Genomic DNA, 13,667 nt, shown 5'->3' with positions numbered 1-13,667 from the left:
CCCGCTGCTCAAGCGCCGCAGGGGCTGGAGATGCCGGCCCCGCCGGGGTTGATGACACGGGGCTCCGCCCCGGACCCCGCTGCTCAAACGCCGCAGGGGCTGGAAACGGGCAGGCGCAGCGGCGGGTGGGCTCAGGCGCGGATGATGGACAGGGCCTCGTCCCTCGTCTTTTCCATGGTGGGGGTGTCCCGGGCCTCCGCGTTCAGGCGGAGGAGGGGTTCCGTGTTGGAGGGGCGGACGTTGAACCACCAGTCGGTGGACGTGATCGTCAGGCCGTCGAGGTCGTCGATGGTGATGCCCTCGCGGCCCGCGTACGCCGCCCTGATCGCGGCGAGGCGGTCGGCCTGGTCGGCGACGGTGGAGTTGATCTCGCCGGAGGCGGCGTAGCGGTCGTAGGACGAGACGAGCGCGGAGAGCGGGCCGTCCTGGCCGCCGAGGGCCGCGAGGACGTGGAGCGCGGCCAGCATGCCCGTGTCGGCGTTCCAGAAGTCGCGGAAGTAGTAGTGCGCGGAGTGCTCGCCGCCGAAGATCGCGCCGGTCGTGGCCATCTCCTGCTTGATGAAGGAGTGGCCCACGCGCGTACGCACGGGCGTGCCGCCGTGCTCCTTCACGACCTCCGGGACGGACCAGGAGGTGATCAGGTTGTGGATGATCGTGCCCGAGCCGCCGTTCTTCGCCAGCTCGCGCGCGGCGACCAGCGCCGTGATCGCGGACGGCGGCACCGGGTCCCCGTTCTCGTCCACCACGAAGCAGCGGTCCGCGTCGCCGTCGAAGGCGAGGCCGAGGTCGGCGCCCTCGGCGCGCACGCGGGCCTGGAGGTCCACGAGGTTCGCGGGGTCCAGCGGGTTCGCCTCGTGGTTCGGGAACGTGCCGTCCAGCTCGAAGTACATCGGCACGACGTCCAGCGGCAGGCCTCCGAGGACCGTCGGGACGGTGTGCCCGCCCATCCCGTTGCCCGCGTCGACCACGACCTTCAGGGGGCGGATCGCCGTCAGGTCGACGAGGCCGCGCAGGTGCGCCGCGTAGTCCTTCAGCGTGTCCCGCCGGGAGAGCGTGCCGGGCGTGGCCGCCGGTGCCGGGGCGCCCGTCGCGCTCCACTCCTCCGCGAGGCGGCGGATCTCCGCGAGGCCCGTGTCCTGTCCGACCGGCGCCGCGCCCGCGCGGCACAGCTTGATGCCGTTGTACCGCGCCGGGTTGTGCGAGGCCGTGAACATGGCGCCGGGCAGGCCGAGCGCGCCCGACGCGTAGTACAGCTGGTCCGTGGAGCACAGGCCGATCTCGGTGACGTCCGCGCCGAGGGCCGCGGCCCCGCGCGCGAACGCTCCCGACAGGCCGGGCGAGGAGGGCCGCATGTCGTGGCCCACGACGATCGCGTCGGCGCCGGTCACCCGCACGAACGCGGCGCCGAACAGCGCGGCGAGGTCCTCGTCCCACTGGTCCGGGACCACCCCTCGCACGTCGTACGCCTTCACGATCTGCGACAGATCAGCAGCAGCCACGGTCTGCCCAGCCCTCCTGGAGTCCTGCACGGACCCACAAAGTACCTGGCCGCACCGACAACGGACCGTGAACCCCTCATTCCTCCCGGGGAACCCGGCCGCCGACGTCCTCACTGGTCACAGCCGTGACAATCGGCCAGTGCGTCCCGGTGCCACCGGGGCTCACGGCAGCATCCAGCCCAGGACCGCGGTGCTCTGCCCCCACACGATCAGGCACATCACGAGCAGCAGCCCGAGGCTCCACGGCAGCACCTTGCGCAGCAGGTCGCCCTCCCGGCCCGCGAGGCCGACGGCCGCGCAGGCGATCGTCAGGTTCTGCGGCGAGATCATCTTGCCGAGGACGCCGCCGGAGCTGTTCGCCGCGGCGAGGAGTTCCGGCGACAGGCCGGACTGCTGGGCGGCCGTCACCTGGAGGGCGCCGAAGAGCGCGTTGGCCGAGGTGTCGGAGCCGGAGACCGCGACGCCGAACCAGCCGAGGACCGGTGACAGGAAGGCGAGCCCCGCACCGGCCGCGGCGACGAAGTGCCCGATGGTGGCGGCCTGCCCGGAGAGGTTCATGACGTACGCGAGGGCCAGCACGCTCGTCACCGTCAGGATCGCGAACCGCAGTTCGTGCACCGTGGCGAACCACTCGCGCACCGCATCGCGCGCGTGCACGCCGATGACGAACGCCGTGAGGACGCCCGCGATCAGGACGAGCGTGCCGCCGGTGGAGAAGATCGGCAGCGTGAAGACGTTGCCGCCGACGGGCTTGCCGCTGGGGTCGGCGACGTTCAGGAAGGGCCAGTCGAAGACCCAGTTGGCGCCGGCGAGCCAGTCCTTGACGGCGGGGATCTGCGCCAGCGAGAAGATCGCGACGATGAGCGCGTACGGGGCGTAGGCCCGCACTACCTCGGACCGCTCGTCCTCCTGGTCGAGGTCCTCGCTGCGTACGCCGGTCAGAACGGCGGCGCGTACGGGCTCGGCGGCCGGCCTGCGCGCGTGCGGCACCGCGACGAGGGCGCCGGCGCCCACCAGGGCGGCGCCGATGTCGGCGAGTTGGGCGGAGACGTAGTTGGAGGCCACGAACTGGGCGACGGCGAAGGCGAATCCGCACGCCACGGCGGGCACCCAGGTCTCGCGCAGGCCCCGCTTGCCGTCCACCAGGCCGACGAGCACGAGCGGCACCACCAGGGCGAGCAGCGGCGTCTGACGGCCCACCACGGAGGCGACGGCGTCCAGCGGGAGGCCGGTGACCTGAGCGAGCGTCACGACGGGGGTGCCCATGGCGCCGAAGGCGACGGGCGCGGTGTTGGCGACGAGCGCGACGACCGCGGCCTTCACGGGGTCGAAGCCGAGCGCGACCAGCATCACCGAGCAGATGGCGACGGGCGCCCCGAACCCGGCGAGCGCCTCCAGGAGCGCGCCGAAGCAGAACGCGACGACGAGCGCCTGGATGCGCGGGTCGTCGGAGAGCCGCCCGAAGGAGCGGCGCAGGATGTCGAAGTGCCGGGTGCGCACCGTCATCCGGTAGACCCACAGGGCGTTGACGACGATCCACATGATGGGGAAGAGCCCGAACACCGCGCCCTGTGCGGCGCTGGAGACGGTCTGGCCGAGGGGCATGCCGTACGCGAGCCAGCCGACGGCGGCTGCCACGGCGAGGCCGATGAGGCCCGCGCGGTGCGCCTTCATGCGCACGGCGCCGAGCAGGACGAGGACGGTCACCAGTGGCAGGGCCGCGACGAGCGCGGACAGGCCGAGCGAGCCGCCGACGGGCTCCAGTTGCTGGACGAACACGTGCGCCTCCCGGAATCCCGGAGTCGGGTGGCGAGAATCGTCATGTCCTCAACAAACGCGGGTCAACGCGTGCGACTGTGAAGATCCCGTGAAGACGAACGATCCGCAGGTCCGTGCGGAGACCGCCCCGCGAGGGAGTCGATCAGTTGTCGGGCGAGCGCAGCACCCGGAGGTGGCCGCGGCGGGCGACCTCCATGGGGTCCGCGGTGCGCGCCCCGGAGCCGCCGGCCTCGGCCGCGCGCTCCTGCGGGCGGGCCGCCTCGCGCACGGCGTTGGCGAGGGCCTCCAGGTCGTCCCCGCTGGGGCGGCTGGGGCCGCTGCCGTCGGAGAGGCGGACGACCTCCCAGCCGCGCGGCGCGGTGAGGCGCTCGGAGTGCTCGGCGCACAGGTCGTAGCAGTGGGGTTCGGCGTAGGTGGCGAGCGGGCCGAGGACCGCGGTCGAGTCGGCGTAGACGTACGTCAGCGTCGCGACGGCGGGACGGCCGCAAGCGGTGCGCGAACAGCGACGTACAGGGCTCACAGCGTTGGACGGTACCGCACTCTTGAGCGGGCCGCGACGACTCTCCCCGAGGTCACCCCACCGTGTCGTGGCGTGATACGGCGCACACCGCCGCGCGCGGGCGCCCCCATGACCTGCGGTGACCCGGGGTTGTGCGCCCCGTACGGGAGTTGAAAGCGGTCACCACTTGGGACATACGGCGTCAATTGCGGCGAGATCACCGATCCGGGAGAGAAGTTGAATCAAGCCCAACTTTGGCTTGATCGGTCAGGAAGCGACATGAGGGCGCCGGTCCGCGGCCGTCCCGCCCACGGCGCCGCGGAGGACTACGCTGCGTCAGTGATGGAAAGGCCAGTCAACACAGACGAACCGGCTTCGCCGCCCTCCGGGGAGCCGCGCCCGCCGCGCCGGCGCGACCGGCACGGGCGGGGCATGCGCGGCCCTGTGGCGCCCCCTCAGGTGCCGCTCTCCGCGAGCCGCGCCGAGGCCTTCTCCGACCTCGTGCAGGACTCCGTGGAGCGCCTGGAGCGGCGCTGGCCGCAGCTCGCCGAGGTGGACTTCCTGATCCTGGACGTGCCGCGCCTGACGGCCGAGGACGAGGCCTGGGGCGGCGACACGGTGCCGCTCGGCGGCACCGTCCCCGCGCGGGACGACACCCCCGCGCGCGTGGTCGTCTACCGGCGGCCCGTGGAGATCCGCACCAAGGGGCGCGAGGAACAGGCGGCGCTCGTGCACGAGGTGGTCGTCGAGCAGGTCGCGGAGGTCCTGGGGCTCACCCCGGAGACCGTCGACCCCCGCTACGGGGACTACGGAGACGGCGAGGACTGACCCCGCCGCCCCCGGCAGCGGTCGCCTCCGCGGTTGCTTTCGCGGTTACTTCTGAAGGACCGAGAGGTCCTCGTCGGACGTCGGCACCGACACCATGCCCCGGTCGTCCGGCAGCGTCTGCACCGTGAAGGCGGGGACCGAGCCCTGCTTCTCCTCCAGCATCCGGGAGCCGTACACCGGGCCGCCGGAGACCGGCTCCACCGTCAGCGCGTACGAACCCTTCAGGCCGGACGGGACGGGCGGGGCGACCGAGAGGGTCGTGCCGCCCTTGACCGTGTACTCCTTCGAGGTCGCGGTGCCGCCCTCGGTGCCCGCGGACGCGGTGACCTTGACCCTGCCCGTCGACTCGGGGGCGGTCAGGGCGAGCGTGGAGCCCTTCGCGCGGTTGTCGGCGACCGTGGCGCGCGCGCCGATGCCGCGCGTGGCCGGGATGAACGCGGTCTCCTGGGCGGACCCCTTGCCGCGGGTGACGCGCAGGGCGGCCACGACCGGCACGGACTCCTCGGTGGGCGAAAGGATCAGCGAACCCGCGTCGCCGCGCGTCACGGCGCCGAGGTCGACGGACGTGGTCATGCCCGACTTCAGGTGCAGCGTGTCGTGCCCGGCGGGCGCGATCTTGCCGCTGGACGTGGCGAGTTGGACCTTCAGGTCGGCATCGTCCTGGCCCGGCGCGAGGGCGACCAGGCGCACGTTGGTGGCGTCCTCGGGGATGCCGGGCAGCACGAGGGAGCCCGCCGGGTCCGCGGACGCCGGCAGCCAGTCGCCGCCCACCTTGTCGTCCACGTCCGACACGGCCGCACCGACCCGGCCGCTGCGCGCGGTCACGTGCAGCGTCAGGTTCGGGTACTCCTTGTCGGTCAGCGTCGACAGCAGCACCGGGACGCTGGTGTGCGGTCCTACGGTGATGCCCTCGCCGACCTCGGACTTGACGGCCCCCTTGGGCCCGTACATCTGCACGTCGACGACCGCGGCCTCGTCGTCCGGGTTCGTGAGGTGGATGTAGTCGCTGCGGCCCTTCTCGGTGCTGGCGCCCGGGAAGTAGAAGTCCGTGTCGGGCTCCGTGCAGTTCACGCCGAGCAGGCCGCGGCCCGACCCGGCGTCCACGCTGGTGGTCTGCTGCACGGTCCAGCCGGGCGCCAGAGCGCCGTCGGCGGTGCCGGTGAGGGCGGGGGCGTCCGCGCCCGTGGCCTCGCCCGCGGCGGGCGTGCCGGGCTTCTCCGGCGTGACGACCGCCTTGGCCTTCTTGCCGCCCTTGGCGGGCGTCAGCCCGGCCTCGCCCGCCTCCTCGGTGCCCTCCGTCACGGGCGTGTACGAGGTGTACGCGGTCTCCGCCAGGTCGGACTGGCTGGGCTCCGGGCACAGCAGGCTGGAGCGCTCGACGGGCAGGCGCGCGGCGGCCCTGCCGTCGGTCTCCTCCCCGCCGGGCGTCGTGGCGGCGGCGAAGCCCGTGACGGCGGCCAGCGCGGTCACGGCGGCGATCAGGGACAGGGTCGTGCGGTTCACTGCTGGCTCCCGTCGGGGCGCTCACTGTCGGCGCCGTGGCCGTGGCCGTGCTGCTGCTCGTACGTCGGGTCGTACTGCGGCTGCTGGGGCATCTCGTACCCGCCCTGGTAGGCGTACGGGTCGTACTGGGCCGCCTGGTACGGATCGGCCTGCTGGTCGTATCCGTAGCCGCCCTGGTACTGCTGCTGCTCCCCCGCCGCGTAGGTGCCGTAGTCGGCGCCCGCGTAGCTGGGCTGCTCCCACTCGGCGTACTCCTGCTGGTGCGGGATGCCGACCGCCTCGGGAACCTCCTCCGAAGGAGGAGGCACGGTGGCGTCGGCCGCCTGCGCGGCCTGCTCCGCCTCGGCCTGGGCGCGCAGCCTGCGGGCCCTGCGGCCGTCGCCCGCGAGGTCCTCGGCGGTCACCACGGGCTCGTCCGGCAGGTCGTCGTCGATCTCCTTGCGGCGGCCCGGCAGGGCGAGCACCACGAGGACGACGGCGAGCGCGCCCTGCGCCCACAGCCAGGCGGTGTGCGTGACCGGCGCGTCGTACGTGACGTCCAGCGTGCCGCCCGACGCGGGGAGCGCGAAGCCCTGCGCCCAGCCGTCGACGGTCGTCTTCGGCAGCTCGGTGCCGTCCAGGGTGGCGGTCCAGCCCTCGGCGGACTGGTCCGCGAGGCGCAGGATGCGGCCGTTGGCGCCCTGCGGCACCGTCGTGTGCACCTCGACGGGGCCCGCCGCGACCGGCACGACGCCCTCCGAGGTGGACCCCACGCCGGCCTTCGGCAGGACGACGGCGCGCGCCACCTGCCGGTCGACGCGCCACAGCGCGGTGCCGTCCTGCTGGCTGAGCCGGGTCAGGCCGGGGGTGGCGTCGAGGACGCGGGTCATCTCGCGCGGCGCGCCGTCCCGTACGAGGACGTAGCGGACGGCGAAGCCGCCGAGCTGGTCGGCCTGGTCGGCGCCGGAGCCCGCGACCAGGTTGGCGACGACCTTGTCGAGCTTGGCGTTCTCGCCCGCGGCCGCCGTCAGCTCCCCGTCACCGAGGCGCGCGCCCGCGCCCCGCACCAGCGAGTACGCGACGTCGCCCGTGGAGCCGTCCATGACGAGCGTGCGGGCCTGGTCGCGGGTACCGGCCTCCTCGGCGACGAACGCGGGCACCTGCACCGGGTCCCGGCGCTCCACGGGCCCGTCGGCGCCGCCGATCATCCAGCCCGCCGCGAGCAGCAGCGGACCGGCCGCCGCGGCGAACGCGATGAGCGCGGCGACCGGCTGACGCCAGCCGAAGCTCTGCTCGGCCACGCGCGAGCGCGCGCCGTCGGCGCCGAGCGCGGCCGCGGCCAGGAGCGCCATGCCGTAGACGAGGGTGGCGGGTCCGGCCCACGCCGAGCCGTTGGACAGCGCCGCGAAGACCAGGGCCACGAGGGCGACGGCCCAGGCGGTGAGGATCGCGGGGCGGCGCTCGTCGCGCAGCAGCGCGGCGAGCGCGGCGAGGACGATGCCGATGAGGAGCAGGCTGCCCGTGGTGCCGGAGCCGCCCGGCGAGGCGCCGAGCAGTCCGAGCGCGGTGGCGGCGCCCTCGCCGTACGGGATTCCGGCCTCCTTGAAGAAGCCGAACGGGAGCAGCGAGAGCGACCACGGCGCGAGCAGCAGCAGCGGTGTGCCGAGCGCGGCCAGGAAGCGCAGGCCGTAGGCGGTGATGTCGCCGCGGCGTACGACGAGCGGCGCGATGCCGAGGACGAGCGCGACCGGCCACACGATCGGCGTGAAGGCCGTCGTGATCGTGAGCAGCAGGGCGTACGCCCAGGTGGCGCGCCAGCTGCCGCGACCGCCCTGAGTGTACGTCAGGCCCGAGGCGGCGAGACCCGCGCGCGCGAGGAGCGGCAGCAGGACCGCGAGCACCGCGGTGCCGAGACGGCCGCCCGCGAGGGCGCCGGTGACGGCGGGCAGGAAGGCGTACGCGACGGCCGCCCACGCGCGCAGCAGGCGCGAGGTGACGAGCGGCCTGGACGCGAAGTACGCGGTGAACCCGGCGAGCGGCACGGAGCCGACGAGCAGCACGGTGACCGCGAGCCCGGTGGAGCCGAAGAGCACGGTGGCCAGGGTGGCGAGGATCGCGAGGTACGGGGGCGCCGCCTGCGTGCCGCCCGTGCTCGTGGCGTGCCAGGCGTCGATGTAGCGCGCCCACAGGTCGGAGGCGTCGGCCGGGGCGGGCAGCAGCGCGCCGCCCGCGAGTGCCCCGCCGCCCAACAGCCCTCTGCACGCGATGAGGGAGACGAAGAGCAGCACCACGACGAGTACCGGTCCGGGGTTGCGGGCGACGCGCTTGAGGCGCGCGAACCGCTCGACGCGGACGAACTCGGCGTCGTCGGGGGACTCGAGGCCACCGCCGCCGTGCCGTCCCGCCTTGGCGGTCTCCGGGTCGGCGCCGCCGAAGAGGCTGCCCGCGACCTGCTCGACGGTGGCCCGCACCGTCGCTCCCGGCGGCGGGAACAGCGGGCGCAGTTCCTTGTGGTCGACGACGCCGCCGCGGCGCTGTCTGCGGGCGGCGAGGATCCGCCCCGGCCGCAGCAGTGTCGCCAGCAGGCCGGTGATCTCGTCGAAGGCCTGCCCCGGAACCTTGCCGACGAGGTAGGCGAGCGCGCGCAGCACCGTGCCGAACACGATGCGGATCAGGGCCCACGGAAGCGTCGCCCCGCGCGCGTTGGCGAGCAGGGTGTAGACGGCGCCCGCCTTGTCGACCTTGTGCGGCGACGTGGCGGTGCGGCCCACGCAGTCGACGGTGCGGCGCTCGCGGGAGGACGCCTCGGCGTGCCGCACGACGGCGTCGGGGGCGACGAGGACCCGGTGGCCCGCGGTCTGGGCGCGCCAGCACAGGTCGACGTCGTCACGCATCAGCGGCAGCCTGCGGTCGAACCCGCCGAGCTGCTCGTAGACATCACGCCGGATCAGCATGCCGGCGGTGGACACGGACAGGACCGGCCGCACGTGGTCGTGCTGCCCCTGGTCCTGCTCGCGGCGGTCCAGACCGGTCCAGCGGCGGCCGGAGTTGGCGATGGAGACGCCGACCTCCAGCAACTGCCTGCGGTCGTACCAGCCGCGCAGCTTGGGCCCGACGATCGCGACGTCGCTGCCGGCCTCGCGCTCCCTCTCGACGACGCGCAGCATCTGCGCGAGCGCGTCGGGGTCGGGCGCGCAGTCGTCGTGCAGCAGCCACAGCCACTGCTCGGGCTCGCCGTGCGGGAGGTCGGGCAGGTCGTACGCGTCGTCGCGCCAGCTGCGGCTTACGGGATCCCAGCCGCTCGGCCGCTTCAGGTACGGCAGTTCTTCCGGGGTGAGGACGCCCGCGCTGCGCACGGCTTCGTCGACGGCCTGGCCGAAGCCGGTGCGGCGCGCGAGGTGCAGCACGCGCTCGTCACCGAAGGCATCGGCGACGAGCGCCGCGGAGTCGTCGGCGCTGCCGGTGTCGGCGGCCATCGCGTTCTGTACGGGGCGCTCCTGCGCGAGCAGTCCTGACAGGACGTCGGGCAGCCAGCGCGCTCCGTCGTGCGAGACGAGGACGGCGGTGACGACATGCCTGGGGAACTCGGGGGCGCTGCTCGGGTCGACCCCTGCTGCGGGCCCCGGGTTGAACGCGGCGGCGGCAGTGCCGAATTGGCCTGCCGAGTGGCTGTGCACGGACATCGAGGTACGGGCCCCGGTTCGCTGGACTGTGGTGGACGCCCGCGACCACTGGGGACACGGTGGCGTCCGGGACGGGGCCCCACACTAACGGCTGCCAACAAGAGCAACCCGCCGCCTGTGGACAACCACGGGCAGCGGGCCGAAAAGCACCGCACATCCTGGGGACTAGACAGCGGCCTTCTTCAGTCGACGGCGCTCCCGCTCGGAGAGGCCGCCCCAGATGCCGAACCGCTCGTCGTTGGCGAGCGCGTATTCGAGGCACTCGGAGCGGACTTCACAGGCGAGGCAGACCTTTTTGGCCTCCCTCGTGGAGCCGCCCTTCTCGGGGAAGAAGGATTCGGGGTCGGTCTGGGCGCACAGCGCGCGCTCCTGCCAGCCGAGTTCTTCTTCCGCGTCCTCGACCAGCAGATCCTGAAACGACTCGGTCATAGTGCGCCCCTCGTCTGTCCGTGCGTCCCCGTGATGTTGCCGTTACCGATTTCGGCTGAACGACACGAGTGAAATTACAAGTGTGCCGATCCGGGGCAGTCAAGCCGAGATCTGCTACTGGGCCCCTTATTCACTCTGCGGAACCAAGGCTATGCGGAAAGTGTTCAAATCGCCAAAAACCGTGACACTTGCCCGCGGCCCATCCAGGGCTGATGACCCCTGCGGAAGGACGCCTCGGAGATTCCCGCCGTTCCGACCGCGCCCCTCGATGCGAAACGGATCACATTCGGATCACAGGATCACAACGGCGTTTGCGTGCCGGGTTGCTGCGCCACATGTCCCCTACCGCCACTGCACAAACCTTTCGCCTCACAAAGACACCGGATGAGGTGAACTATTTCCCACATAGCGGACATTGGGTTGACAACAGGGGCATGAACCTGTGTCCTGATGGGCATGCTCGCTCATTCGGCACCCTCGACGACCCGCCCCGGGTCGCTTCGCGCTGCCTTCGCGTGCTGTTGCTGTTCCAGCTGTTGATTCGTTGAGCCCGTCGGCTCCGATCGCGCTTCTTCTCATCCCAGTACGGCCTTGAGCACCGCACTCCCTTGAGGAACACCACCACTCCATGAACAGCAACAGCGACCTCCAGATCGCAGGCGACATCCTCGAAGTACCGCACCTCCTGCAACCCATGCGTGAACACCCGGAAACGGTGGCCGAATTCATCGGTCTCGCGCGCTCCGTCGCCGCCGACCGCTCCCAGTGGGAGCACCTCGTCGAGTACGACGCCACCACCCGCTGGTACCACCGCCTGCGCACCGGCCCCGGCTACGAGGTGTGGCTGCTGTCGTGGGTGCCGGGCCAGGGCAGCGGGCTGCACGACCACGGCCGGTCCTCCGGCGTACTGACGCTGCTGCGGGGCGAACTGACGGAGCGTACGGAGTCCGGCGTGCGCACGCTGGGCGAGGGCGCGCAGCGGGTCTTCGCGCCCGGCTACGTGCACGAGGTCGTCAACGACTCCCTGGAGCCCGCGGTCAGCCTGCACGTCTACTTCCCCGGACTGACCGACATGCCGATGCACAGCGCCGCCTGCTCCGTCACCGAAGGCGCCACTGTCTGAGACCGGCCGACGCGCTGTCGGACCTGCCTGCGATGCTGGGCACATGCGCATTGTGGTTCTGGCAGGCGGCATCGGTGGTGCCCGGTTCCTTCGTGGTCTCCAGCAGGCGGCACCGGACGCGGACATCACGGTCATCGGCAACACCGGGGACGACATCCACCTCTTCGGCCTGAAGGTCTGCCCGGACCTCGACACGGTGATGTACACGCTGGGCGGCGGCATCAACGAGGAGCAGGGCTGGGGACGTACGGACGAGGCGTTCACGGTCAAGGAGGAGCTCGCGGCGTACGGGGTCGGGCCCTCGTGGTTCGGGCTCGGCGACCGGGACTTCGCGACCCACATCGTCCGTACGCAGATGCTGAGCGCCGGCTACCCGCTCAGCGCGGTCACCGAGGCGCTGTGCGAGCGGTGGCAGCCGGGCGTGCGGCTCATCCCCATGTCCGACGACCGCGTGGAGACGCACGTGGCGGTGGACGTCGACGGCGAGCGCAAGGCCGTGCACTTCCAGGAGTACTGGGTGAAGCTGCGCGCCTCCGTGGACGCGCAGGCCGTCGTGCCGGTGGGGGCCGCGGAGGCGAAGCCCGCGCCGGGCGTCCTGGAGGCCATCGCCGAGGCCGACGTGATCCTCTTCCCGCCGTCGAACCCCGTGGTGAGCGTCGGGACGATCCTGGCGGTGCCGGGCATCCGCGAGGCCATCGCCGAGGCGGGCGCTCCGGTCGTGGGGCTCTCGCCGATCGTCGGTGACGCGCCGGTGCGCGGCATGGCCGACAAGGTCCTCGCGGCCGTCGGCGTGGAGTCCAGCGCGGCGGCCGTCGCCGAGCACTACGGGGCGGGGCTGCTCGACGGGTGGCTGGTCGACACCGTCGACGAGAAGGCCGTGCCGCGCGTCGAGGCGGCCGGGATCACGTGCCGGGCCGTGCCGCTGATGATGACGGACCCCGTGGAGGGCACCGCCGCCGCCGAGATGGCGCGCGAGGCGCTGAAGCTGGCGGAGGAGGTGCGCGGCGCGTGACGACCTCCTCGGACGCGGGGAACGCTCCGTCCTTTCACGCGTGGGCCGTCGCCGGGATCCCCGAGGTCCGCGAGGGCGACGACATCGCCAAGCTGATCGCCGCCGCCGAGCCGGGCCTCGCCGACGGTGACGTCCTGCTGGTCACCTCGAAGATCGTCAGCAAGGCCGAGGGCCGCGTGATGCTCGCCGACGACCGGGAGGCGGCGATCGACGCCGAGACCGCCCGGGTCGTGGCGCGGCGCGGCACGCTGCGGATCGTGGAGAACAAGCTGGGGCTGGTGATGGCCGCCGCCGGTGTCGACGCCTCCAACACCCCCGCGGGCACCGTGCTGCTGCTGCCCGAGGACCCGGACGCGTCGGCCGCCGCGATCCGTGCGGGCCTGCGCGACGCACTGGGCGTCGAGGTCGGCGTCGTCGTCACCGACACCTTCGGCCGGCCGTGGCGCAACGGGCTGACCGATGTCGCCATCGGGGCCGCCGGCGTGCGCGTGCTCGACGACCTGCGGGGCGGCACGGACGCGTACGGCAATCCGCTCAGCGCCACCGTGGTGGCCACCGCCGACGAGCTGGCGGCCGCGGGTGACCTCGTGAAGGGCAAGGCGGGCGGGCTTCCGGTCGCCGTCGTGCGCGGGCTCGGCGCGGGCCTCGTCGGGAGTGAACAGGGCGGTTCCGCCCGGGAGTTGGTGCGCGTCGCGCGCGACGACATGTTCCGGCTCGGTACGTCGGAGGCGGTGCGGGAGGCCGTGACGCAGCGGCGGACCGTGCGGGCGTTCACCGACGAGCCGGTCGATCCGGGAGCCGTGCGGAGGGCCGTCGCGGCGGCCGTGACCGCGCCGGCGCCGCATCACACGACCCCCTGGCGGTTCGTGCTGCTGGAGTCGGAGGAGTCGCGGACCCGGTTGCTCGACGCGATGCGGGACGCGTGGATCGAGGACCTGCGGCGGGACGGCAAGAGCGAGGAGTCGATCGCGAAGCGGGTGCGGCGCGGGGACGTGCTCCGCAACGCGCCGTACCTGGTGGTGCCCTGTCTCGTGATGGACGGGTCGCACACGTACGGGGACGAGCGGCGGGACGCCGCCGAGCGGGAGATGTTCGTGGTCGCCACCGGCGCCGGGGTACAGAACTTCCTGGTCGCGCTCGCCGGGGAGCGGCTCGGGTCGGCGTGGGTGTCGTCGACCATGTTCTGCCGGGACGTCGTACGGGACGTGCTCGACCTGCCGGAGACGTGGGACCCCATGGGGGCCGTCGCGGTGGGGCATGCGGCCGGGGAGCCGGGGGTGCGGCCGGAGCGGGTCGTCGCCGACTTCGTCGAGGTGCGGTAGCGCGCGGCGGG

At 73.0% G+C, this 13,667-nt stretch carries 10 protein-coding genes; 4 read left to right on the top strand and 6 right to left on the bottom strand.

Annotation, left to right across the window (positions count from 1 at the left end):
- Window positions 1-131 precede the first annotated feature (131 nt).
- The 3 genes from ACYBSK_RS03420 to ACYBSK_RS03410 form a co-directional block, all read right to left on the bottom strand.
- On the bottom strand, window positions 132-1,499 hold the full coding sequence (locus ACYBSK_RS03420; RefSeq protein WP_460245126.1) for a phosphomannomutase/phosphoglucomutase: 1,368 nt from the start codon (window positions 1,497-1,499) through the stop codon (window positions 132-134).
- 162 nt (window positions 1,500-1,661) lie between these two features.
- Window positions 1,662-3,278, bottom strand: coding sequence for an L-lactate permease (locus ACYBSK_RS03415; RefSeq protein ID WP_457475326.1), 1,617 nt, complete (start codon window positions 3,276-3,278; stop codon window positions 1,662-1,664).
- 142 nt (window positions 3,279-3,420) lie between these two features.
- Window positions 3,421-3,798: a DUF3499 domain-containing protein gene (locus tag ACYBSK_RS03410; protein WP_457475325.1), complete on the bottom strand. Its 378-nt coding sequence runs from the start codon at window positions 3,796-3,798 to the stop codon at window positions 3,421-3,423.
- Between the two features lie 321 nt (window positions 3,799-4,119).
- Here ACYBSK_RS03410 and ACYBSK_RS03405 point away from each other — a divergent pair, with 321 nt between their 5' ends.
- The gene (locus ACYBSK_RS03405) at window positions 4,120-4,605 is read left to right on the top strand and encodes a metallopeptidase family protein (RefSeq protein ID WP_457481639.1); all 486 of its coding nucleotides are present in this window, start codon (window positions 4,120-4,122) and stop codon (window positions 4,603-4,605) included.
- Window positions 4,606-4,650: 45 nt separating this feature from the next.
- On the opposite strand, the gene ACYBSK_RS03400 is transcribed toward ACYBSK_RS03405, so the two are convergent.
- From ACYBSK_RS03400 to ACYBSK_RS03390, 3 genes are all read right to left on the bottom strand, one after another.
- Entirely contained in the window at window positions 4,651-6,108 is a 1,458-nt protein-coding gene (locus ACYBSK_RS03400; protein ID WP_457475324.1) for a DUF5719 family protein, read from the bottom strand.
- Window positions 6,105-9,770 (bottom strand): glycosyltransferase family 2 protein, encoded by a 3,666-nt coding sequence (locus ACYBSK_RS03395; protein WP_460245125.1) that lies wholly within the window; start codon window positions 9,768-9,770, stop codon window positions 6,105-6,107. The genes ACYBSK_RS03400 and ACYBSK_RS03395 overlap by 4 nt, the downstream gene beginning before the upstream one ends.
- 165 nt (window positions 9,771-9,935) lie before the next feature.
- The gene (locus ACYBSK_RS03390) at window positions 9,936-10,199 is read right to left on the bottom strand and encodes a WhiB family transcriptional regulator (protein WP_127831770.1); all 264 of its coding nucleotides are present in this window, start codon (window positions 10,197-10,199) and stop codon (window positions 9,936-9,938) included.
- A 628-nt stretch (window positions 10,200-10,827) separates the two neighbouring features.
- Between ACYBSK_RS03390 and ACYBSK_RS03385 the strand changes: the two genes are divergently transcribed.
- From ACYBSK_RS03385 to ACYBSK_RS03375, 3 genes are read left to right on the top strand one after another with little or no spacing between them, the layout of a single operon-like run.
- The gene (locus ACYBSK_RS03385; protein WP_460245124.1) at window positions 10,828-11,322 is read left to right on the top strand and encodes a cysteine dioxygenase; all 495 of its coding nucleotides are present in this window, start codon (window positions 10,828-10,830) and stop codon (window positions 11,320-11,322) included.
- Window positions 11,323-11,365: 43 nt separating this feature from the next.
- Window positions 11,366-12,334, top strand: coding sequence for a 2-phospho-L-lactate transferase (cofD, locus tag ACYBSK_RS03380; protein ID WP_460245123.1), 969 nt, complete (start codon window positions 11,366-11,368; stop codon window positions 12,332-12,334).
- The gene (locus tag ACYBSK_RS03375) at window positions 12,331-13,656 is read left to right on the top strand and encodes a coenzyme F420-0:L-glutamate ligase (protein WP_460245122.1); all 1,326 of its coding nucleotides are present in this window, start codon (window positions 12,331-12,333) and stop codon (window positions 13,654-13,656) included. The genes cofD and ACYBSK_RS03375 overlap by 4 nt, the downstream gene beginning before the upstream one ends.
- The last annotated feature ends 11 nt before the right edge of the window (window positions 13,657-13,667 follow it).

This window comes from Streptomyces sp. BYX5S (assembly GCF_054724165.1).
This window is presented reverse-complemented; position numbering and strand designations above follow the sequence as displayed.